The following is a 21,966-nucleotide window of genomic DNA, read 5'->3' as shown; positions in this document are numbered from 1 at the left end:
ACATCCGTCACACCGACTTGAAACCGGTTTACCGTACTGATCGCGGCTCTTGATCACTTCTCCAGTGCCCTTGCAGATCTCGCAGGGCGCACGCCCTGCCCCGCGGCACCGATGGCACCGCCGCTTGACTGGCTGTTCCTTTGGAGAGTTCTGCTTGTGTTGCCACATGGCTGCCTCCCGTCCAAACTTGCTGGCGTATATGATCCTAGCGCCTGAGAACAATGACAGCACAGGTCGGCCATTTTGTCATTAATTACCCGGCTCACGCAGGAATATGGCCTGCGTCAATTCACGATTGTGATCCTTTGATGACACGCGCGACATTAGGCAGTATGTGGAGGCCGTACCGACATGGAATCGGAGCTGCCGACCTTGCTGTATCTGTTTTTCTTCGCACTTGCCGCGCATGCGCTTGTGCTTATGTGCCGTTCAAACGGCCTGAAACACGCCATACAGATACCCGTCTGCAGCCGATCCGACCGAAACAGCAGCCAGAACAAATCATAGAAATTGGAGCCCGTGTATGTGTGGGATTTTGGGGATCGCAAGCCGGACACATGATGTCTTTGCGGAAATCTATGATGGCTTGCTGATGCTACAGCACCGAGGTCAGGATGCCTCGGGGATTGTCACCTACAACGGTGAATTCTTCCGTGAAAAGAAGGCCAACGGCCTGGTCAAGGACGTCTTCAATGCCAGTGATGCCGAGACCATTCTGGGCAAGGTCGGCATGGGCCATGTCCGCTATCCCACGGCAGGCTCGCTCAGCGCGTCCGAGGCCCAGCCATTCTTCGTAAACGCGCCTTATGGCATCTACCTCGTCCACAACGGCAACATCACCAATACCGAGGAACAACGCGAAAAGGTCACCGCGAAATATAGCCGCCACTTGCGCACGACTTCGGATTCCGAGGTGCTGCTGAACGTTCTGGCCGATAAGGTGGCGGATGCGATCAAGGTCAACGGAAATGCCGACCCGATCCGCAACCTGTTTGCTGGCGTCAAAATGACAATGGAGCGGGTACAGGGTGCCTATTCCGTGATCTGTCTGGTCGCGGGTGTCGGTATGCTCGCCTTCCGTGACCCTTATGGAATCCGCCCGCTTTCAGTCGCCAAGCGAGAAGCGCCAGGTGCTGGCGATGACTATGCCTTTGCGTCCGAGGATGTGGCCTTTGGCATCAACGGCTTTGAAAAGCTGCGCGATCTGCGCCCTGGCGAGGCGATCCTAATCGATCTCGACGGCAATATGCACGAGTTCCAGGCCGTTGAAGGCAAACTGACTCCCTGCATTTTTGAATATGTATATCTCGCACGGCCCGACTCGCTGCTGGATGGCGTATCGGTGTACAAAACCCAGATGCGAATGGGCCAAACGCTGGCCAAGCAAATTCAGGATTCAGGTTTGGAAATTGATCGGATCATTCCAGTGCCCGACAGCGCCCGCCCCGTCGCGCTTGAGGCTGCCAAGATCACCGGCATCCCCTATCGCGAAGGGCTCGTAAAAAACCGCTATGTGGGTCGGACCTTTATCATGCCCGGTCAGGCCGAACGCCAGAAATCTGTGCGCCGCAAGCTGAACGCTGTGCCGCTGGAGTTTGACGGGCATAATGTGCTGTTGATCGACGACTCGATCGTGCGCGGCAATACGATCAAAAAGATCGTTCAGATGTGCCGCGAGGCCGGGGCAAAGAAAGTCTACATCGCCAGCGCCTCACCGCCGGTAAAATACCCCAATGTTTACGGCATCGACATGCCCACCAAGACCGAACTGATTGCAAATGGCAAAGAGGTCGAGGAAATCCGCGAAGAACTGGGCGCGGATGCGCTGTTCTATCAGCATCTGGATGACTTGATATGGGCGGCCAAAGAAGGCAACCCCGAGATTGAGGCCTTTGATTGTTCCTGTTTCGACGGCAACTACGTCACAGGTGTCGACGAAGAATATCTGGGCAGCCTCGAAAACAGCAGCCGCGTTAGTAAAAAGCGTGAGGATATGCAGGTCGTCGGCAGCTCGTGGAACGCGGCGAAATTGGCCTCGGGCTAAGCAGTATCTAGCACGCGATTCGTGATGCGCTGACCCTGCTGGTTCTGACCTAGGACGGTCATACTGATCGGTGAAAATCCGCCGACGAATTCTGCTGATTGTGGAATACCTTGCGGGCTGGGATTTTTACGACGTTGCGGCACCCTTGTGGATCACTTCAGGCCGCTTAGATGCCGTGATACGCGACGTCCACAACCACTCACAAAAACGGGGTACGGGCGAGAAGCCCGGCCACAGATCATGCCAAACACAACAGTCAAAGGCGCAGCCACGCAAGCGGGTGCGCTCAAGAAGAACTCGGTTTCAGTCCTGGGCGTTTTTGGCCCCAAGGCCGAGCTAAAAGCGCTTGTTCGCTTATCCTCCGGGCGAGTGAGAAAAGTGAAACCGGGCAGCCGCGTGGCCTCTGGCAAGGTGGTTGCAATTGATGAAACGGGCATCGTGCTGCGACAAAGCGGCCAGAACCGCCGGATCGACATTCCCGGCGGTTGATCCTGACTTGACGCTCTGCGCGGACAGGTTCAAACCCCTTTCATGACCGATCAGACCAAAATTGCCCTGATTACCGGGGCCTCACGTGGATTGGGCGCGGCATTGGCCGAAGCCCTTACGCCGGAGTATCACATCGTTGCAGTCGCCCGCACCCAAGGCGGGCTGGAAGAGCTGGACGATCGCATTCAGGCCAAGGGCGGCTCGGCCACTCTGGCCCCAATGGACATCACCGATCCCAATGCGATGGCAACGCTGTGCCGCGGCATTCACGACCGCTGGGGCAAGGTGGATCTTTGGCTCCATACGGCAGTCCATACTTCTGCCCTGACACCCGTGCATTTTGTCGACCCCAAGGAATGGACCAAAGCGCTCAACACAAATGCGACCGCCACTTCGGTTCTGATTCCGTATGTCACGCCATTGCTTGGAGAGACCGGGCATGCGGTCTTTTTCGACGACCCAAAGGCCGGTGAGCGGTTCTATGGCATCTACGGCGCCACCAAAGCGGCGCAGATGGCGCTGGCGCGGAGCTGGGCGGCCGAAACCGCACGCACAGGCCCTCGCGTATCGATTGTTGAACCTGCACCGATGCCCACAGCCGTGCGTGCACGGTTCCATCCCGGCGAAGACCGTGATGCTTTGACCAGCACAACGGATGCGGCGGCGCGGATACTGGCGCAGCTTTGACGAGATGGCCCTGATGGGCCAAGCCTCCAGCAGGTTACCCGATGTGAACGCCGTTACGACCGGCGAGATCGACGAAGAACTGCCAGGCCACGCGACCCGATCGCGCGCCTCGGGTGGCTTGCCATTCGATAGCCTCGGCACGCAGGGTTTCGGGGTCAACCTTGACATCATGGGCGGCGCAGTAGCGATCAATCATGGCTAGGTATTCGTCCTGATCACAGGGATGGAAGCCCAGCCACAGCCCGAAACGGTCCGAAAGCGAAACCTTTTCTTCCACTGCCTCCGAGGGATTGATGGCGCTGGAGCGTTCGTTTTCGATCATATCACGCGGCATCAGGTGGCGGCGGTTCGATGTGGCATAGAAAACCACGTTTTCCGGGCGGCCTTCGATGCCGCCATCCAAAACTGCCTTGAGCGACTTGTAGTGCTGGTCATCATGGCTGAACGACAGGTCGTCACAGAACAGGATAAACCGGTGTGGTGCTGCGCGCAGGTGGTTCAGCAGACGGGCAACCGACGACATGTCTTCGCGTTGGAGTTCGACCAGTTTCAGGTACGGATGCTCATCCTGCAATGTCCCATGCACCGCTTTGACGAGGCTCGACTTTCCCATCCCTCGCGCCCCCCAAAGCAGCGCGTTGTTAGCCTTGTAGCCGGCGGCGAAGCGGCGTGTGTTGTCCAGCAGAGTATCACGCGATCGGTTGATCCCCACCAGCAGATCAAGATCAACCCGGTTGACCTGAGTGACCGGCTCCAGCCGGTCAGGCTCGACATGCCAGACGAAGGCCGGGGCTGCGTTGAAATCGGGTGTGGCCAGCGGCGCGGGCGCCATGCGCTCCAGCGCGTCGGCGATGCGGTTCAAGGCTTGATCGTCCATCGGCTCCTCCGGGATATTCCGGCGGAGTTCAAACATGTTCCGAGCAGCACAACAAGGGCAACACGCGAAAAAGGCGCGTCAAATCAGAACGCGCCTTTTCTGAGTTTGGATCGGATTACTTGGTTTCTTCGTAATCCCGCATCATGTCTGCGTCGGCCTCGGCCTCTTCATCGTCGTAGTAGCCATCGGCGCGCAGCTGTTCCTCGCGCTTTTTCTCGACACGAGCGACGAGGAAGATCGAAATCTCGTAAAGACCATAGACCACCACAAACAGGATAATCTGCGTGATCACGTCCGGCGGAGTGACAATCGCCGCCAGCACCAGAATGCCAACCACGGCATATTTGCGTACCGCGCCCAGACCTTCGGCGCTGACCAGACCCGCCTTGCCCATCAGGGTCAGTAGAACCGGCAGCTGAAAGCACAGGCCAAAGGCCACGATGAACTTGATCGTCAGGTTCAGATACTCCTGCGCCGATCCCTGGAACACAACGCTCAGCGGCGCGGCGGTTGCGTCATCGGCAACGGCTTCACCTTCGGCCCCAAACTGCTGGAACCCAAGAAAGAAGTCATAGGCCAGTGGTGTGACGACATAGAAGGCAAAGCTCGCGCCCAGCAGGAACATGAAGGGCGAGGCCAGCATGAACGGTAGAAACGCGTTCTTCTCGGACTTGTACAAGCCCGGCGCCACGAACCGCCACATCTGCATCCCGATATAGGGAAAGGCCAGAATGAACCCGCCCAGCAGTGAGACCTTGATGGCGACAAAGAAGCCTTCCTGTGGAGAGATAAAGATCAGGCCGCAATCCTGCCCACGCTCGGTCAGCACCTCGCACAAAGGTTGTGTCAGGAAGTTGAAGATCGGTGTGGCCACGGTGAAGCAGATGATCATGCCGATCAGAAACGCCACAACGCAGTGGATCAGCCGTGTACGCAGCTCGGCCAGATGCTCGATCAGTGGGGCCGAGCTGTCCTCGATCTCGTCGGTCTTTGTCATGTTTTGCTTTCGGTTTTCAACGCAGCTTCGGCCTCTTCCGCCTTGGCAAGCGCATCAGCGGCTTCTTTGGCCTTGCGTTCAGCGGCGGCGCGGGCTGTGGTGGCTTGGATCTTTTTGGCCTGTTCGGCGCGCTCGGCTGCCAGCTTGCCGGTCTCACTGTCAGGGTCGAACTTGGTTGGGTCCAGGCTTTTTGCAACATCGCGCGCGGCTTCGTTGATCCCGTCCATGGCAGAGCCGACCGGGTTGGTCGCCGCATTCAAGCCCTTCTTGATCTCGTTAACGCCAGCCTCATCCGCAGCCTCGTTCATCGCCGTACTGAACTCGCGCGCCATACCGCGCGCCTTGCCGACGAACCGCCCGACATTGCGAAACAGCACAGGCAGGTCCTTCGGCCCCACCACGATCAGCGCGACGATGCCGATGACCAGAAGCTCGGTCCAGCCCAGATCAAACATCTAGGCTCAGACCTTGTCTTTGTCAGTCTCAGGCGTGACGTCCTTGGCCAGCTCAGACGCGTCTTGTTCCAGCTCTTCCGAACCTTCCTTGATGCCTTTCTTGAACGAGGTGATGCCTTTGCCCACTTCACCCATCAACGAGCTGATCTTGCCGCGTCCAAACAGGACCAGAACCACAACAGCAATCAGCAGGATGCCCGGAAGGCCAATATTGTTGAGCATATCTTTGTCTCCTTCTACGACGGCGCAGAACGCCGGGAAAATGATCTGCCCCCGTGTCTACGCGCGCAAAAGCGATCACAAAAGTGAGTCAGGCCAAATCCGGGTTCAAATTTGCGGGCGCTGCGCATTTTTTCCGGACTGGCTTTTCTCAACTGACAGGTTTATGTCAGTTGGAAAGCACTAGGCAGTGGGTATCGAAACCAGACCAACGGAGATTCACATGACCCATGTTGCAGAAATCGTCACCTTCACGCTCACCGACGGCACCACGCCCGAAGAGTTTGTCAAACTCAGCGAAACCACCGAGGCGTTCGTTCGTGCTGCCCCGGGCTTCACCCACCGGCAGCTTAGCCAAGGCGAAGATGGGCGTTGGACAGATTATGTAATCTGGAAAGATATGAAAGCCGCCCAAGACGTTGCAGCAAAGTTCCCTCAACAGGATTTTGCACCTGCCTTGATGGCTGCAATCAATCCAGACAGCGTTCAGATGCGCCACGAGCATATCCTATGGAAAATGACCGCCTGATCGCGGTCAGGGCAGCGCAGAATGCGCCGCACTGATCGTCTGTTCGACATCATCCAGATCCTGCGCGACGGCAAACTGCACCGCGCGCAGGATATCGCGGACCGGCTCGAGGTGTCGGTCCGCACGATATACCGAGACATGGACACGCTGGTGGCTTCGGGCGTCCCGGTCGAGGGCGAGCGCGGCGTCGGCTATATGGTGCGCGAACAGATCACCCTGCCCCCACTGAACCTGACACCGGCCGAGCTTGAGGCACTGAACCTCGGCATGGCCATCGTGGCCGAGGCCGCTGATCCCGATCTCAAATCCGCCGCCGAATCTCTGGCCGAAAAGATTGACGCCGTTCTGCCTACGCAAGTCATCTCCGAAGCCGACAGTTGGAAATTCGCGGTCTACCCCTTTGCCGATGCCGCGCGCGGTCTGGCCCATATGGCCCCCATCCGCGCCGCGATCAAATCACGCCAGAAACTCCATCTCGGCTACCGTCGCATTGACGGCGCTCTGACCGAACGCACCATCCGACCGCTTCATATGGAATACTGGGGTCGCGTCTGGACGCTGACCGCATGGTGCGAACTCCGCGACGGGTTCCGCGTCTTCCGGATCGACCTGATCGAAACCATCACCCCTCTGCCTGAACTTTTCACAGATGAACCCGGCAAACGGCTGAGCGACTACGACCCGCACGGGTGATCCGCCCTTCATCTGGCCAAAAATATCCCCGCCGGAGGCATGGCCCGGAACGGGCCATTCTGATCACTTCAGATAGGGCTCTGGATCAACAGATTCGAACCCTTTGCGCACCTCAAAATGCACATAAGCGTTGTCGCCCCCACGCAGCGACGCAAGCTTTTGCCCCCGCCGCACCCGATCACCCTTCTTCACCGTGATGTTATCGACGTTGGCGTATACCGTCAGCAAATCACTGTTATGCTTGACCACGATGATCGGCACCTGATCCGCATCTGCGGTGATTGCGGCAACCGTACCTGCTTCGGCCGCAGAGACCGGCGCGCCAGACGCTGCAGAGATATCGATCCCCTCGTTCTTGCCCTTCTTATAGGTTCGGATGATCGTTCCATTCACTGGTATCGCCAGTGCAGAGCTGCTTGAATTGGTCGGTGCCTCGGCGGTGACATCGGGTGCCGGTGTTGCGGCTGCCACTTTTTCATCCGGCAACGGCTGCGTCGCGCTTGGCGGCGTGGGCGTCGGTGACCCCTCGCCCGGTTGGGTCACTCCGGTCGCTGAAGCTGCTGGCGCAGCAGCCCTTGGTGCGGGCTGGTTCTTGACCGGGATCAGAAGGTACTGATCTTCGCGCACGGTAAAGTCCGACCCCAACCCGTTCCATTCGGCCAGGGATTCCACAGACACCTGATAGAGACGCGAAATTGTATAGGCTGTCTCACCCCGCTTGACCTTGTGCCGGATCGGCTCGGGGCCAGACGCGGCGGGTGCAGGGGCTGCAGCGGGCCGCGCAGGCTCCAATGTCGATGTTTGCACACCGCCTGTGTCCGGGGCCTCATCAATCGCGGTTCCCGCAATCGTTGCGATATCGACATTGCTTGTTCCACCAACCGAGCGCGGCAAAGCAAGAATTTCACCATCGCGCAGCGAGTCATTGGGCTGCAAACCGTTAAACCGAGCCAACTCGGCCACGGGCATGCCGATACGGGCGGCGACGTCGCCTACGGTATCTCCGTTACGAGCCACAGCCACCTGATAGTTGGGATAGGTTATAACGCCGCGCGCATCTGGCGTCGGGCGGCTCGCGGTCGCCGCAAGGGCGGCATCCGTTGTTGAAAACCCGCCGACATTTCCCCGCAGGTCATAGTCTAACGGTCCTTCGCACCCGGCCAAAATTGCCAACGCCGCCACGCCCGTTGCACAACGGCGCATTGTGGATTTGGAAACTGCTCTCATTTTACTGTCCTCAACACCTGCCCCTGTTTTCGGGGTTCCGGCGCCTCTGAATATACCTTTACGCTCCGTCTTTTCCCAGCCCCTCAAGCAGGGGCACAAAACGGACCGGCAACAATTCGTCGTAGTCCAGACCGGTTTCGGTGCGTGTGACCCGGATCAGGGTCTGCACCGCATCCGACTGTCCCACCGGCAACACCATGATACCGCCGATTTTCAACTGCGCCAAGAGCGGCCCCGGAGGATCTTCGGCGGCAGCGGTCACAATGATACGATCAAACGGGGCCTGTTCGGACAAACCAAACGAGCCATCCGACAGCATTGAGGTCACATTTGTCAGCCCCAGTTCGCGAAACAGCTCACCCGTTTCGCGCACAAGGCGCTTGTGACGTTCAACCGTGTAGACTCGGCGCGCCAGCTTGGACAGGATCGCAGCCTGATAGCCCGAACCGGTTCCAACCTCTAGAACCGTATCTCTTGGACGCACCTGCAGCGCCTGCGTCATCAGCCCTACTACCGAGGGCTGACTGATCGTCTGACCGCAGGCAATAGGCAGCGGAGTATCCTCATACGCCCGATCTGCGAACAGGCCTTTGACAAACCGTCCCCGATCAACCTGCTCCATCGCGGCCAGAACACGCGCATCCGTCACCCCACGCGATCGCAGGGCGAACAGGAATTGCATGATGGTTTCGGCGCTTGGTCCCGTCATTCGATGACCTTCATCGCCTCAAGCGTGTCGTGGGCCGTCAGGTCAGCCCGCATGGGCGTAACCGAGATATAACCTTCCAGATTAACTGCCGCATCCGTGCCCGGTGCTGTCGGGTTGTGCTGATAGCCGCCCTTGATCCAAAGGAACCGGCGGCCCGAGGGTGAGCTGTGCGGTTCAACCGAAAAATGCGTATCGCGCCGGTACCCTTGTGGTGCCACCCGTGTACCCAGCACTTCGTCTGCCGGAACCGGGGGAAAGTTCACGTTATAGAACAGCCGATAATCGTCCTGTTCGTCCGGAGTTGCATCCAAAATGCGATGCACCAGCGCCGCACCATGGCGGGCGGCTGCCTCAAACGGATCGTCCAACCCCAAATTGCGTGGCCCGAAATATTGCGACAGGGCAATTGCGGGCACGCCCTGCAATGCCGCCTCCATCGCTCCGCCAATCGTTCCGGAATAGAGCGTATTCTCAGCCGAATTGTTGCCCCGGTTCACCCCTGACAGCACCAGATCAGGCGGTGTATCTTTCATCACGTCGTGCAGGCCTGCCAAGACGCAATCTGCAGGAGATCCTTCAGCGGCATAACGACGCTCGCCCAATTTGGCGACCATCATCGGGTGCGTGTAGCTGATGCAATGGCCAACACCCGATTGCTCAAAGGCCGGGGCAACCACCCAAATCTCGCCATCCGGACCAGCCAACTCAGCGGCAATCGCTTCAAGCACGATCAGCCCTGGCGCATTGATGCCGTCATCATTGGTCAGAAGAATTCGCATGCCCGGTCCACCCCTCATTTTGCCCTTGATAGACCCGCCTCTGCGCTGCGACAAGCAATGCACGCGTGCAATCTGAGGCTTTCACGCACCACTTGGGCGAAAACGACGGGATCAAGGCATCAGGCCGGAAACACGAAACACCGGTCGCGGCGGATGGTCAGCCACATGACCCGGCCCTCTTTGGGAACAAAAACATTCGGAACCGTCGCCTTAAGGATCGAGCCATCGTAATCCATGCGGAATTCAACAAGGCTCTCATTGCCCAAAAAACGCGCGCGTTCTACCACCGCACGGGCGGCGACGCCATCAGTGGGCGTTGGCATTGGTCCTTTACCATTGCGGTCAAAATCAAGTTTAACGTGCTGAGGTCGGAACACGATCTCAACGTCCGTCCCATCTGGCACGCCCGGCGCAAGAAACCGACCGAACGGCGTATCGGCCAAAGCGCCATTAACCTGCGCCTTCAACACATTGACATCACTGAAGAATGCCACCGCAGCCTTATCCGCTGGCCTGGTATAGACGTTGTACGGCGCCCCTTGCTGCACGATCTTGCCGCGCCGCATCAGCGCAATCTCGTCCGCCATCCGCATCGCCTCGTCCGGCTCGTGCGTGACCAATAAAACGGCTGCGTCTTCTTCTTTGAGAACGGCAAGGGTCTCGTCCCGGATGCCGTCCCGTAAACGGTTATCCAGGCCCGAGAATGGCTCGTCCATCAGCATGATCCGCGGGCGTGGCGCCAGAGCCCGCGCCAAAGCCACACGCTGCTGCTCACCGCCTGATAACTGATGCGGATATCCATCGATAAAGCGCATCAAGTCGACCTTGGTCAGCAGTTCTTCAACCCGTGCGCGCTTTTGCTCTTTGCTGCCTTTCAGGCCAAAAGCAACATTGTCTGCCACGCTGAGGTGCGGAAATAGCGCGAAATCCTGAAACATCAGACCAATCTCGCGCCGCTCAGGCGGCACGCGAAACACCGTGTCGCAGATCAGTTTACCATCGACATAGATCTCGCCCGAGGTCTGCATCTCGACCCCTGCGATCATGCGCAAGGTGGTCGACTTGCCGCAACCCGATGGCCCCAGCAGACAGGTCACCTGCCCCGCCTGAACGCTCAGCGACACGTCATCTACAACCGCACGCCCATCAAAGCGCGCCACAAGATTGCGAATCTCCAGCCGAGGAGGAGTTGTCGTACCTGTCACCAATGGACCCCGTTGCCTTTCCCGATCAAATTCATCGGGCTTGAGCGGGGATATCAACCCCGCCCATCAGGCGCAAGAGATCAGCAACACCCGGTTGAGGCTGCCTCGCCTTGAACCACAAAAGGGCTATCCCCGCCGCATCCTTCGAAAATCCCGTAGTGGGTGGCGAAATCACCGATGAATTCGAAATGCCGCGCAAACCGTGTGTCCTGAAGCATCATCCATGTGTTTCCACAAACCGGAAACACTTTACCCGTCTTGATGGCGTGATGATCGTCCAGCACAAATTCATGCGGCGCATGCGGCACGGTGCCCTTGTAAATCACGGCCTGGCCGTAATCTTCGCAGGCAGGCTCGAGTTCGGGCAATTTGAACAAACGGTAGGTGGCCGAGATAAAGCTGAGCGGCGCGACCCTTTCCTCAAGAATCGGGTTTTCGATGGTCAATGGCCGATGCGTGACCCGGCGCGGATCACCAAACCCGGCTGCGCGCGACATCGACAGGAAATCATTCCAATAGAGCGCACCCGAAAGGCACTCGCCATACAGCACCTCGTCCTCAGCCATGTGTTTGGGCACCCGCCGGTCCGAGTAGACGTCTGAGAAATACATCTCTCCGCCCTCTTTCAGCAACCGATGCGCGCCGCGCAGTACAGCGGCCTTGTCAGTTGCCAGATTGATCACGCAGTTCGAGACGATGATATCAAACGAACCGGGCTCAAGATTCAGCGCATCCAGCTTTTCGATATAGCCGTGATGGAACTCCACGTTGCTTTTGGCGTGTCCAAAAGCCTGCGCATGAAAGTCCTGATGCGCACGCGCGACATCCAGTTGTTCCGGAGTCATGTCAACCCCGACAACGCGGCCGGTTTCGCCGACCATCGCGGACAGAGCGTAGACATCCCGCCCCGCACCGCAGCCCAAATCAAGGATGTGCATCCCTTCCAGATCCAGAGGCGCGATCAATCCGCAACCATAGTAACGTGTCAGCACATCATCATGAATCTGCGACAAAATTCTCTTGACGTGGTCTGGCATGTCGTCCGGAGTGCAGCAGGCATTCGTTTGCAAATCCGCACTGCCTTGCAGCACCTCGCCATAGTAATTCTGCACAGCTTCATGCTTCATCGGGGCAATCCTCTTGTCACTGGTTGATTTGAGCTAGTGCAGCAAGTCGCACCGCGCAATCCACCAGCACCCGATCTAACGAAACCGTGACAGCGCTCAGGCGAGCAGTTCGAAATCCACGCCTGCGCGCACACGACCGTTCACCTGAATCTCCAGCCGGTGCGGACCAGGGACTAGTTTGAACGTGGTCGCATTGCCCTTCAGCTTATGACGTTTGCCAAGCGTCAGTTGACCATCGCTCAGCTCAGACTGTTTCAGCTTATGCACCTTAGGTGAAATTTTCCCGCCAGGCCGTTGAAAATGAATAATATAATCAACCAGTACAGGTTGGTCATTCACACCGCTCAATTCAGTCTCAAACTCCAGCGCATCCCCGATCCGTGCTGCTCCGTTCACCCGAACCTCGACCGCGATATCGACGTCCGGATCATACCCCAGGGCTTTCATCGCCCCCGGATGCCCCGATTTCACGAGCCCGCGCAGCGCGTGTGAGGTCATCCAGTTCAGCTCTTCGTGATCCTGTTGCCCGGCCTCGCCCCAAGCATGCAGGCGCTCCAGCACGATATCGGGTTCTTTCTTTGTGATGTCGTTAAGATGATTGGCGATCGAGCGCGTAACGTAACGTGTCTTATCCCCATGCAGGCGATCCAGCAAAGGCAATGGGTCTGACATGCCCAGACCAACCGCCTGCCCCCAGGGCAAGCGCGGCCGCGTGCCTTCGCTGACCAGACGGCGCACATGGTAACTGGGATGCACACACCAGTCGTGCATCCGCTCCAATACCAGCTCTGGGCATTGGTTCAGGAAGGGGCGGATCGCCCATTCCATCGAAAATCGCTGGGTCAGTTCTTCCAGAACATCCAATGCCAACGCAGGATGATCAAGCCCAACCGCGACGACCCAATCACCCAGCGGTGCAAAGATGAAATCGCCAAAATCGTCATCTGTTTTATTGGGATCCAGCGGCTCAGGCAGCGCGCGTAGGATCACCGGAGCAACCACAGGCAAATCACCCGGAAAGGCTTGCTGCAAACATTCCGCGATCCAGGCCATACGCTCTTTCAATTCCAGCTCCGGCAGGCGTGAGATCACCTGAGACTCGAACGCAGACCTATCGAAACTAGGATCAGCCTCTGCGAACAACCCACTGAGGTAGCTCGTTTTTTCCGCATTAAATAGCTGATCTTTCAGCGAAAACCCTTGAGACATAACTACATCGTCAGATTGTTTGATCCACCGTCCAGCAGAATATTCTGCCCGACGATAAAACCAGCTTGCTGCGAACAAAGAAACGCGCAGGTTGCGCCGAACTCCTCCCGCGTCCCATAGCGGCGGGCCGGAATCGTAGCTGCGCGTTGCGCGCGCGCCTCGTCGATGGAAATCCCCGTTTGCGCAGATACGCCACCGTCCAAAACATCCGCACGATCGGTCGCGTGAATACCCGGTAGCAGATTATTGATTGTCACCCCAAATGGCGCAACCTGCCGAGCAGTGCCTGCAACATATCCGGTCAAACCGGTTCGTGCGGCATTGGACAATCCCAAGGCCGGAATCGGCGCACGGACGGACTGAGAAGTAATGTTCACCACGCGCCCCCAACCTTTGTCGATCATTGCTGGCAGCAACGCTTTCATGAACGCGATAGGTGTCAGCATATTGCTGTCCAATGCCTTGATGAAATCCTCACGATCCCAGTCCGACCACAGGCCTGGAGGGGGACCACCCGCATTTGTCACAAGGATATCAACATTCTGTGCAGCGTTTATGACCTTGTCCTGGCCCTCTGACGAGGTGACGTCACAAGCAACAGTTTGCACTGCAATTCCATATGACGACCGCAGGCGCGTGGCCTCGGCCTCCAACGCTTCGGCACCGCGCGCGTTCATCACAAGGTCAACACCTGCTTCGGCCAACGCTTCGGCGCAACCCAAGCCCAGACCTTTGCTGCTGGCACAAACCAGCGCACGTTTTCCGCGAATTCCCAAGTCCATTCTGACACTCCCTAACCTTGCCACTCATCTAGCACCGGCCCGGCAAGGAAGGCCAGAATGGGATCGTCAAATCAATAGAAGAACTCTTCCCGGACGATCTTGCCGTCGGCAACGTGATAGACACCGACCTCTTTCATATCAAAGCTTTCACCGGTTTCCTTGACCTTGCCCTGAACCTCAAAGATCACGGCAAAACGGTCGTCACCATGCGGATAAGGACCACTGACCGACGCGCCCGATACCTCATGCGCCCCTTCCCACCAGTCATGCTTGCCGCGAATAGCCTCAAGGCCATGCGTCTCGCGCCCCATGCCCGCATAGTCCTGCCCTTCGACCGAGACAGCATCAGCTGCATAAAGTTTCTCAAGGTTTTCTTTGGCCCTGTTCTCTCGGCATCCTGCGACCAGTTCGTCAGCGATTTCTTTCAAATTCATTGGTCCACTCCATATTTTGTTCACTATATGTTCTTATTGCCATAGCCACATGATTCGAACCAGCCCCTTTGTCTTGCCTCGGCAGGATTCCCCGCCTATACGCGCGAATATGCTTGATACCTCGAACCAACCCACCCTGCCGCCCGAGATCGCCCGGCGCCGGACCTTCGCCATCATCTCGCACCCAGATGCAGGCAAAACGACGCTGACCGAAAAGTTTCTGCTGTACGGCGGCGCGATCCAGATGGCCGGTCAGGTCCGCGCCAAAGGTGAGGCGCGGCGCACGCGGTCGGACTTCATGCAGATGGAGAAGGATCGCGGTATCTCGGTTTCGGCTTCAGCGATGTCGTTCGACTACGGCAACTTCCGGTTCAATCTGGTGGATACGCCCGGCCACTCGGATTTCTCCGAGGATACCTATCGCACACTGACCGCAGTAGACGCTGCTGTGATGGTGATTGACGGCGCGAAAGGTGTGGAGAGCCAGACGCAGAAACTGTTCGAGGTCTGCCGCCTGCGCGATCTGCCGATCCTGACCTTCTGTAACAAGATGGACCGCGAAAGCCGCGATACGTTCGAGATCATCGACGAAATTCAGGAAATGCTGGCCATAGACGTGACGCCTGCCGCTTGGCCGATTGGCGTGGGTCGAGATTTCATCGGCTGCTACGACATGCTGCGCGACCGGCTGGAACTGATGGACCGCGCAGACCGCAACAAAGTGGCCGAGAGCATCAAGATCGACGGTTTGGATGACCCCAACCTGGCCGAACACGTGCCCGAGCATCTGCTTGAGAAATTGCTGGAAGAGGTTGAGATGGCACGCGAGTTGCTGCCTGCGCTGGACCCGCAAGCCGTTTTGGAAGGCCATATGACCCCGATCTGGTTCGGCTCTGCCATTAATTCGTTTGGCGTCAAGGAATTGATGGAAGGCATCGGCGCTTACGGTCCACAGCCGCAGGTTCAGTCCGCTGAACCCCGCCAGATCGCGCCGGATGAAAAGAAAGTTGCTGGGTTCGTGTTCAAGGTTCAGGCCAATATGGACCCCAAACACCGTGACCGGGTGGCGTTTGTGCGCATGGCCTCGGGCCATTTCAAGCGTGGCATGAAGCTGACCCATGTGCGGTCGAAAAAGCCGATGGCGATTTCTAACCCTGTTCTGTTCCTCGCCTCAGACCGGGAACTGGCCGAAGAGGCCTGGGCGGGCGACATTATCGGCATCCCCAACCACGGCCAACTGCGCATCGGCGATACTCTGACCGAGGGCGAAGCAATCCGAGTCACCGGTATTCCGTCCTTCGCACCGGAACTACTGCAGACCGTCCGCGCGGGCGACCCGATGAAGGCCAAGCATCTGGAAAAGGCCCTCATGCAGTTCGCCGAAGAAGGTGCGGCAAAGGTATTCAAACCCTCTGTCGGATCGGGCTTTATTGTTGGCGTCGTCGGCGCGCTGCAATTCGAAGTGCTCGCCAGCCGGATTGAGATGGAATACGGCTTGCCCGTTCGGTTCGAGGCGTCTCAGTTCACTTCGGCCCGCTGGGTCAGTGGCGACAAGCTGGCGGTGGACAAATTCGTAAACGCCAACAAGCAGCACATCGCGCATGACCATGACGGCGACATCGTCTATCTGACGCGTCTGCAATGGGATATCGACCGGGTGGTTCGTGACTATCCAGCGCTGAACCTGACCGCGACGAAGGAAATGATGACCTGACGGAATCTGCGGCCAATTCAGAAAAGACCACATGGGGAATTGTGACCACCATCCGCGCCCCGCGTGAGGATATTCTGCGCTTTGCCGCCCACCACCTCGATATCGGGGTGGACCGAGTTCACATATTTCTGGACGAGCCCGTTCAGGGTGACATCACCGCCCTGCGCGAACATCCTCGGATCCGGGTGCGCACCTGCGATGCTGCGTTCTGGAAACGGCGCGGGCGTGAAAGGCCGGACAAACATCAGGTCCGGCAATCCTCGAACGCGAATCTGATCTACAACCGGACCGATCTGGATTGGATCGCTCATATCGACGTGGATGAGTTTTTGTGGCCGATGTCCCCGATCCCCGATTTGCTGCGCAACGTTCCCGAAGATATCCCCGCCGTCCGTGTCCGCCCGATTGAAGCGCTCGCGGGTGGGCAAGACCTCTACAAAGCCTTCATTCCCGAAGGGAACAACCGGCAGACGCTGGTCGAAACGCTCTACCCGAATTTCGGCGCTTATGTTCTGGCCGGTTTCATGAGCCATATTCAGGGCAAGCTGTTCGTGCGCGGTGGTTTGAAAAAACTGAGCGACCGCATCCACAACCTCTATCAGCACGGCGAGTTTCTTCCAGTCAGAACCGAGCTGCCGCAGATCGATCTTTGCCACCGCCACGCTCCCGATTGGGGGCATTGGCTGGCGCATTACCGCTTCCGCCTTGAACGCGGCTCGTACCAGGCCAGCCCGGATCGCCCGCGAAAGATCGGCGCGCTAGATAGGTTCGAATTGTTCACCCTTCTGGAAACCGAATACGGGGTCGATGGCCTGAAAGAATTCTACGATGAAATCAGTGCCGCTGACCCTGAAGTTCTGGAACGGCTTGAAGATAATGACATGATCCGCCACCGCCCGCTGGATCTGGACCGTAAAGTCGCGAAACACTTTCCCGGAAGCATCTGAATTGTTGCGGAAATCCCTGCTACCGGCGGATATGGAGCAGGTTAAGCTGACTTCATTTGACCCTGCCCCACGTTTTTGTTATGCCCGCGCCACAGCCGAAACGCGCATGGGGCGCATGGCCATCCGGGCCCGGCATTTTCTGACGCGCGGGCTAGGTCTAGTGTCCGCTTGAACCGGACATACATGACAAAGTTTAACGAACTGAACCTGAACCCGAAGGTCCTCAAAGCCATTGAGGAAGCCGGATACGAAACTCCGACACCGATCCAGGAAGGCGCAATTCCAGCCGCGCTGGAAGGGCGCGATGTTTTGGGGATCGCCCAGACCGGCACCGGCAAAACCGCCAGCTTCACACTGCCAATGATCACCCTGCTGGCCCGCGGGCGCGCCCGTGCGCGGATGCCTCGTTCGTTGGTCTTGTGCCCGACGCGGGAACTGGCAGCACAGGTGGCCGAGAATTTCGACACCTACGCCAAGCACCTCAAGCTGACCAAAGCGCTGCTGATCGGCGGCGTTTCGTTCAAAGAGCAAGATGCTCTGATTGATCGCGGTGTTGACGTTCTTATCGCCACCCCGGGCCGTTTGTTGGACCATTTCGAACGCGGTAAGCTGTTGCTGACCGGCGTGCAGATCATGGTTGTGGATGAGGCCGACCGGATGCTCGACATGGGCTTTATCCCCGATATTGAACGCATCTTCTCGCTGACGCCATTCACCCGCCAGACGCTGTTCTTCTCGGCCACCATGGCGCCTGAGATCGAACGGATCACTGACACTTTCCTGTCAGCCCCAACCCGGGTTGAAGTTGCGCGTCAGGCCACCGCCTCGGAAACCATCGAACAGGGCGTGGTGATGTTCAAAGGCGGTCGTCGGGATCGTGAGGCCAGCCAGAAACGCAAAACCCTGCGCGCGCTGATCGATGCCGAAGGTGACAAATGCACCAACGCCATCATCTTCTGCAACCGCAAGACGGATGTGGATATCTGCGCCAAATCACTGAAGAAATACGGCTACAATGCCGCCGCGATTCATGGTGATCTGGACCAGTCGCAGCGAATGAAAACACTGGACGGATTCCGCGATGGATCACTGCGGCTGCTTGTGGCCTCGGACGTTGCGGCACGGGGTCTGGATATCCCCTCGGTCAGCCATGTGTTCAATTTCGACGTTCCCGGCCATGCCGAGGACTACGTCCACCGCATCGGCCGCACCGGTCGTGCTGGGCGCGAGGGTAAGGCGATCACGATCTGCTCGGGCCGCGATGAAAAGGCGTTGGCCGCGATCGAAAGCCTGATTCAGAAAGACATTCCGCGCATCGACAATCCGGTCAAGGCAGACGAGCCCAAGCCCGAAGCGCCAAAGCCTGAGAAAAAGGCCAAGACCGCGGACAGTAAGAAAAACGAAAGCCGGAAAGAGCGTGAGCCCAAATCCCGTGGCCGTGGTCGTCGTGAAGATAGCGGGCCGGCTGTTGTGGGCATGGGCGATCACATGCCCAGCTTTATCGCACTCAGCTTTGACGAGCGTCGCGCAAGCTAAATCGTCAGAACAAGCGCCAGTATCGACAGGCCAAGCAAAGTCATCCCGGCGATCTCGCGCCGGGTGATGGTTTCACGGAAAAACAGCAGCGAGGCCAACAGGCTGAGGATCAGCTCGATCTGCCCCAAGGCCTTTACGTAGGCCGCATTCTGAAGCGTAAAGGCAAAGAACCAGCAGAACGAGCCACAAAGGCTGGTCAGGCCGACAAAAACGCCGGTCCGGCGTGTTTCCCACACCGCGCGCAGCTCGGCCCTGTCCCGCCAAAGCAACCAAAGCCACATGCTGAGGAATTGAAACGTCACCACGGCGGCCAGTGTCACAAGCGCCCGGAACCACGCATCGATATCGCCCAATTGCAATGAGGCACCGCGATAGCTGACCGAAGAAAAGGCGAACAACACACCTGACCCAAGTCCAAGGCGCGAGGCCTTGTTTGTCAGATGTTGCCACCAAGCCCCGCTGCCACCGGGTGTTTTTGACAACAACAGGACAGCCATCAGCCCAAGCAAAATTGCTGCAAGCGCCCCGGTCGAAACCTGATCGCCAAGGATGAGGAACCCCACAATAGCGGTTTGAATTACCTCGGTTTTCTTGAACGTTATCCCGACAGCGAAATTACGCTGTTTGAACAAGGCCACAACGCAAATCGTGGCCAATATCTGTGAAAGCCCGCCGATGACGGCAAAGATCCAGAACTTCGCCGTCAGTGTCGGCAGTTCGTACCCGGTCGCGCCCAACGCTATGAGAAGTCCCAGCAGGGCTAAAGGCATCGAATAGGCAAATCGCGCGAATGTCGCCCCGGCGGCTGAGAGCTTGGTGCTGCTCAGTGATTTCTGCAGCATAAACCGCACCGTTTGGAACGATGCGGCTGCGATGGTGACGGGAATCCATAAACTCATGGCTTCCCTTTTGTCGTCAAATCAAGGCTTTGGCCAGAGCGGATGCTCTACCGGGTCCTTGGCGCGCCAGAAGTACTCCCTGAAAATTTGCGCATAGGATCGGTAAACATACGCCTCGTTGCAGGCCTGATACCGTTCTTTGCCCATGCGGTAGAGCGCAGGCAATCTGTACCATGGTGCCGACGGATTCATATGATGAACTACGTGCAGGTTATTGTTCAGAAACAGAAATGCCAAGAGGCCCCGATCTTCGACGATCACCGTCCGAGCGCGAGATTTCTCATGCGCGCGATGTTCCAAAAACGTGCGAATCTTGACCAACCCCAGCCCGATATAAGCTGACAAGACGTAGGCCCAGATCGGCATGTTCGAAAGCGCGACGACCCAAAGCACCGCAACAACGCCAGGGATATGCAGCGCCCATGCCAACAGAATCGCACGATCTCCACGCTTTGCTCCCCGCAGTTCATCCCGCAAGAATGCCACCTGCCCGATTGCGGGCCCAAGTACCATCCGCCCCAGAAGAGTGTTGTTCACCTGATACATCCGCCTTTGCCACCCTGTCAGAGACGCCCAAACCTGTGGGTCGAGGTAATTGGATTCAGGATCATCGTAAGGATCGGTCAAGTTAGCATCACAGTGATGCGCCAAATGCATGTCCCGAAACCGGTTGAACGGAATGAACAAGGTGAGCGGCAGCGCCATCAGCGCTTCATTCAACCATTTCTGACGGAACGGATGCCCATGCAACGCTTCATGCGTTAACGATGAATGCAACGAGGCCACTAGACCCATGAAAGGGATCGCTAGCCACAATGATATGCCCGCCAGCCAATATATCGCACCAAGCCAAGCGGAATAACACGCCACGATCAGGGCAAACGTCACCCATTCGGGTGATTTGGGTGTGACCGGCTCAGCCATTCCGACCCCACGAAATTCCGGCCCAAACGCGTTCGTAAATCACGTATAAGGTCAAGCCTATGGCCGTATTGACCAGTGCCACCATCCCCCCAAGCGCGGCTGAACCCGTTGCGATCAAACCAACCAGCGTCATCATCGCCAGCCCCATCGCATTCCACACCAGCGCCTTCACGACCGACCTGCGTCGCGTTTCCATTCCAGACCCCATTCTTGTTTTGTAACATCAGCGTTACAGACAGACCCATGGGTCGGGAATTCTGAATATGATTAACAATTCTCAACAATGATGTTATTTATCACCACATGCTTGAAAAAATCGACAAACGCGACCGATCTTCACGCTTCCGCAAGCGACTGACGCGCGCCATGCAGGACCAAGGCATCAGTCAAAGCGCGTTGGCGCGCAGCATCGGTGTTGATCGCTCCACCGTGTCGCAATTGCTGACCGGTGCGGGTGCACGCCTGCCGAATGCCCATGTGGTCGGCAGCTGTGCCTCGGCGCTTGGGGTCTCGGCCGACTGGCTGCTTGGGCTCTCGGACAGGCCAGAAAGCGCGGCGGAACTGCTGGCCAGTTCGCTGACCCTGACCGAGGCCGCCCGCGCGCTGGTGGATGAGCGCATCTTTGAATGGCATCAGGAGGCCGCAGGTTACAAGATTCGCCATGTCCCCGCTGCCCTGCCCGACATGCTCAAAACCCGCGCGGTGCTGGAATGGGAATATGCCCCGCACCTGGGGCGCACGGCGGATCAGGCCATCGGGGCCTCGGCGGACCGCCTCGCGTGGATGCGCAGTGCGCAGTCCGACTATGAAATCGCGATGCCATTGTTCGAAATCCAAAGCTTTGCGCATGCGACCGGATATTACGAAGGCCTGCCCCTTCAGGACCGGCTGGATCAGATCGATCACCTGCTGCAACTTTGCGAACAGCTTTACCCACGCCTGCGCATCTATCTCTTTGATGCGAAAAGGCTTTATTCGGCCCCTGTAACGATATTCGGCCCGCTCTTATGTGTGTTCTATGCTGGCAGTCACTATATGGCCTTCCGTGACCGCGACCGGATCGAAGTGTTTACGCTCCATTTCGACCGTCTGGTGCGCGAGGCAGACATGACTGCACGCGATTTCCCCGCTCATCTGCGCCAATTGCGGGGCGAAATCTCTGGGGCATGACCCGGACCGTAAGCTGTAGTATAGTCCATTGGCGCGAACCCACAGACATTCCGATCACAAACGGAGGATGACGGGAATGGATGCTCTCAAAACCGCTCAATACGCACGTGCCTTGTACACGGCCCATGGCGACCGCGCCGAAGCCGAAGCCGCTCAGAAGATGCGCGAATGCGAAGCCGCCGGAAACCAGCAAGAGGCACAGGACTGGCAAGCCGTCCGCGGTGCAATCCGCCAGATTCGCGGACCCAATCAGGGCTGAATAGCGAAGCCTAATCTTGACCTATCCCCCGGCGCGATCCCTCGCGACGGGGGCT

Annotated in this window: 25 protein-coding genes; 10 read left to right on the top strand and 15 right to left on the bottom strand. The window is 57.8% G+C overall.

Annotated elements, in window-relative coordinates:
- Positions 1 to 523: 523 nt before the first annotated feature.
- The 3 genes from purF to ACR0NN_RS00645 all read left to right on the top strand — a co-directional run bounded on the left by purF (position 524) and on the right by ACR0NN_RS00645 (position 3,220).
- Positions 524 to 2,044: an amidophosphoribosyltransferase gene (gene purF / locus ACR0NN_RS00655; RefSeq protein WP_170718716.1), complete on the top strand. Its 1,521-nt coding sequence runs from the start codon at positions 524 to 526 to the stop codon at positions 2,042 to 2,044.
- A 240-nt stretch (positions 2,045 to 2,284) separates the two neighbouring features.
- Positions 2,285 to 2,533: a hypothetical protein gene (locus ACR0NN_RS00650; protein WP_170718715.1), complete on the top strand. Its 249-nt coding sequence runs from the start codon at positions 2,285 to 2,287 to the stop codon at positions 2,531 to 2,533.
- A gap of 42 nt (positions 2,534 to 2,575) precedes the next feature.
- Positions 2,576 to 3,220, top strand: coding sequence for an SDR family NAD(P)-dependent oxidoreductase (locus ACR0NN_RS00645; RefSeq protein WP_170718712.1), 645 nt, complete (start codon positions 2,576 to 2,578; stop codon positions 3,218 to 3,220).
- A 34-nt stretch (positions 3,221 to 3,254) separates the two neighbouring features.
- On the opposite strand, the gene ACR0NN_RS00640 is transcribed toward ACR0NN_RS00645, so the two are convergent.
- The 4 genes from ACR0NN_RS00640 to ACR0NN_RS00625 all read right to left on the bottom strand — a co-directional run bounded on the left by ACR0NN_RS00640 (position 3,255) and on the right by ACR0NN_RS00625 (position 5,771).
- Entirely contained in the window at positions 3,255 to 4,097 is an 843-nt protein-coding gene (locus ACR0NN_RS00640; protein WP_170718710.1) for an ATP-binding protein, read from the bottom strand.
- A 115-nt stretch (positions 4,098 to 4,212) separates the two neighbouring features.
- The gene (tatC, locus tag ACR0NN_RS00635; RefSeq protein WP_170718708.1) at positions 4,213 to 5,094 is read right to left on the bottom strand and encodes a twin-arginine translocase subunit TatC; all 882 of its coding nucleotides are present in this window, start codon (positions 5,092 to 5,094) and stop codon (positions 4,213 to 4,215) included.
- The gene (gene tatB, locus ACR0NN_RS00630; RefSeq protein WP_170718705.1) at positions 5,091 to 5,549 is read right to left on the bottom strand and encodes a Sec-independent protein translocase protein TatB; all 459 of its coding nucleotides are present in this window, start codon (positions 5,547 to 5,549) and stop codon (positions 5,091 to 5,093) included. The genes tatC and tatB overlap by 4 nt, the downstream gene beginning before the upstream one ends.
- A 6-nt stretch (positions 5,550 to 5,555) precedes the next feature.
- Positions 5,556 to 5,771: a twin-arginine translocase TatA/TatE family subunit gene (locus ACR0NN_RS00625; protein ID WP_010440381.1), complete on the bottom strand. Its 216-nt coding sequence runs from the start codon at positions 5,769 to 5,771 to the stop codon at positions 5,556 to 5,558.
- A 220-nt stretch (positions 5,772 to 5,991) separates the two neighbouring features.
- Here ACR0NN_RS00625 and ACR0NN_RS00620 point away from each other — a divergent pair, with 220 nt between their 5' ends.
- Entirely contained in the window at positions 5,992 to 6,297 is a 306-nt protein-coding gene (locus tag ACR0NN_RS00620; protein WP_170718702.1) for a hypothetical protein, read from the top strand.
- A 21-nt stretch (positions 6,298 to 6,318) separates the two neighbouring features.
- Positions 6,319 to 6,990 carry a helix-turn-helix transcriptional regulator gene (locus ACR0NN_RS00615; protein ID WP_480683697.1) on the top strand — a complete coding sequence of 224 codons (672 nt, stop codon included), beginning with the start codon at positions 6,319 to 6,321 and terminating at the stop codon, positions 6,988 to 6,990.
- 63 nt (positions 6,991 to 7,053) lie between these two features.
- On the opposite strand, the gene ACR0NN_RS00610 is transcribed toward ACR0NN_RS00615, so the two are convergent.
- The 8 genes from ACR0NN_RS00610 to ACR0NN_RS00575 form a co-directional block, all read right to left on the bottom strand.
- Complete coding sequence (locus ACR0NN_RS00610; RefSeq protein ID WP_170718697.1) at positions 7,054 to 8,217, bottom strand: peptidoglycan DD-metalloendopeptidase family protein; 1,164 nt, start codon at positions 8,215 to 8,217, stop codon at positions 7,054 to 7,056.
- A 58-nt stretch (positions 8,218 to 8,275) separates the two neighbouring features.
- Positions 8,276 to 8,926 (bottom strand): protein-L-isoaspartate(D-aspartate) O-methyltransferase, encoded by a 651-nt coding sequence (locus ACR0NN_RS00605; protein WP_170718695.1) that lies wholly within the window; start codon positions 8,924 to 8,926, stop codon positions 8,276 to 8,278.
- Positions 8,923 to 9,705 carry a 5'/3'-nucleotidase SurE gene (gene surE, locus ACR0NN_RS00600; protein WP_170718693.1) on the bottom strand — a complete coding sequence of 261 codons (783 nt, stop codon included), beginning with the start codon at positions 9,703 to 9,705 and terminating at the stop codon, positions 8,923 to 8,925. Before surE ends, ACR0NN_RS00605 begins: the two co-directional genes overlap by 4 nt.
- Before the next feature lie 119 nt (positions 9,706 to 9,824).
- Positions 9,825 to 10,910 (bottom strand): ABC transporter ATP-binding protein, encoded by a 1,086-nt coding sequence (locus tag ACR0NN_RS00595; RefSeq protein ID WP_170718691.1) that lies wholly within the window; start codon positions 10,908 to 10,910, stop codon positions 9,825 to 9,827.
- An 80-nt stretch (positions 10,911 to 10,990) separates the two neighbouring features.
- Positions 10,991 to 12,037 (bottom strand): methyltransferase domain-containing protein, encoded by a 1,047-nt coding sequence (locus ACR0NN_RS00590; protein ID WP_170718689.1) that lies wholly within the window; start codon positions 12,035 to 12,037, stop codon positions 10,991 to 10,993.
- Between the two features lie 96 nt (positions 12,038 to 12,133).
- Positions 12,134 to 13,246, bottom strand: coding sequence for a hypothetical protein (locus ACR0NN_RS00585; protein ID WP_170718686.1), 1,113 nt, complete (start codon positions 13,244 to 13,246; stop codon positions 12,134 to 12,136).
- Between the two features lie 2 nt (positions 13,247 to 13,248).
- A complete protein-coding gene (locus tag ACR0NN_RS00580; protein WP_170718684.1) occupies positions 13,249 to 14,028 on the bottom strand; it encodes an SDR family oxidoreductase in 780 nt (259 codons plus the stop codon).
- 71 nt (positions 14,029 to 14,099) lie between these two features.
- Complete coding sequence (locus ACR0NN_RS00575) at positions 14,100 to 14,462, bottom strand: nuclear transport factor 2 family protein (RefSeq protein ID WP_170718676.1); 363 nt, start codon at positions 14,460 to 14,462, stop codon at positions 14,100 to 14,102.
- A gap of 109 nt (positions 14,463 to 14,571) precedes the next feature.
- Between ACR0NN_RS00575 and ACR0NN_RS00570 the strand changes: the two genes are divergently transcribed.
- The 3 genes from ACR0NN_RS00570 (at position 14,572) to ACR0NN_RS00560 (ending at position 18,659) form a co-directional block, all read left to right on the top strand.
- The gene (locus ACR0NN_RS00570; protein ID WP_170718674.1) at positions 14,572 to 16,176 is read left to right on the top strand and encodes a peptide chain release factor 3; all 1,605 of its coding nucleotides are present in this window, start codon (positions 14,572 to 14,574) and stop codon (positions 16,174 to 16,176) included.
- A gap of 41 nt (positions 16,177 to 16,217) precedes the next feature.
- Positions 16,218 to 17,123 (top strand): glycosyltransferase family 2 protein, encoded by a 906-nt coding sequence (locus tag ACR0NN_RS00565; RefSeq protein ID WP_480683693.1) that lies wholly within the window; start codon positions 16,218 to 16,220, stop codon positions 17,121 to 17,123.
- Positions 17,124 to 17,306: 183 nt separating this feature from the next.
- The gene (locus ACR0NN_RS00560) at positions 17,307 to 18,659 is read left to right on the top strand and encodes a DEAD/DEAH box helicase (protein WP_170718669.1); all 1,353 of its coding nucleotides are present in this window, start codon (positions 17,307 to 17,309) and stop codon (positions 18,657 to 18,659) included.
- Here the strand turns inward: ACR0NN_RS00560 and ACR0NN_RS00555 are convergent.
- Genes ACR0NN_RS00555 through ACR0NN_RS00545 form a run of 3 tightly spaced genes read right to left on the bottom strand, consistent with a single transcriptional unit; the run spans position 18,656 to position 20,678 of the window.
- The gene (locus tag ACR0NN_RS00555) at positions 18,656 to 19,558 is read right to left on the bottom strand and encodes an EamA family transporter (protein ID WP_170718668.1); all 903 of its coding nucleotides are present in this window, start codon (positions 19,556 to 19,558) and stop codon (positions 18,656 to 18,658) included. The two genes, ACR0NN_RS00560 and ACR0NN_RS00555, sit on opposite strands and share 4 nt — an antisense overlap.
- 21 nt (positions 19,559 to 19,579) lie before the next feature.
- The gene (locus tag ACR0NN_RS00550) at positions 19,580 to 20,482 is read right to left on the bottom strand and encodes a fatty acid desaturase (protein WP_170718666.1); all 903 of its coding nucleotides are present in this window, start codon (positions 20,480 to 20,482) and stop codon (positions 19,580 to 19,582) included.
- Entirely contained in the window at positions 20,475 to 20,678 is a 204-nt protein-coding gene (locus ACR0NN_RS00545) for a DUF2061 domain-containing protein (RefSeq protein WP_170683622.1), read from the bottom strand. The genes ACR0NN_RS00550 and ACR0NN_RS00545 overlap by 8 nt, the downstream gene beginning before the upstream one ends.
- A gap of 107 nt (positions 20,679 to 20,785) precedes the next feature.
- Here ACR0NN_RS00545 and ACR0NN_RS00540 point away from each other — a divergent pair, with 107 nt between their 5' ends.
- Both ACR0NN_RS00540 and ACR0NN_RS00535 read left to right on the top strand, forming a co-directional pair.
- Positions 20,786 to 21,652: a helix-turn-helix domain-containing protein gene (locus ACR0NN_RS00540; protein WP_170718663.1), complete on the top strand. Its 867-nt coding sequence runs from the start codon at positions 20,786 to 20,788 to the stop codon at positions 21,650 to 21,652.
- Between the two features lie 76 nt (positions 21,653 to 21,728).
- Positions 21,729 to 21,911 (top strand): hypothetical protein, encoded by a 183-nt coding sequence (locus ACR0NN_RS00535; protein ID WP_008756037.1) that lies wholly within the window; start codon positions 21,729 to 21,731, stop codon positions 21,909 to 21,911.
- The last annotated feature ends 55 nt before the right edge of the window (positions 21,912 to 21,966 follow it).

It is taken from the genome of Ruegeria sp. BA2 (assembly GCF_056539605.1).
Note: the sequence above shows the minus strand (reverse complement) of the source record. Positions and strands in the feature narration are given on the sequence as shown.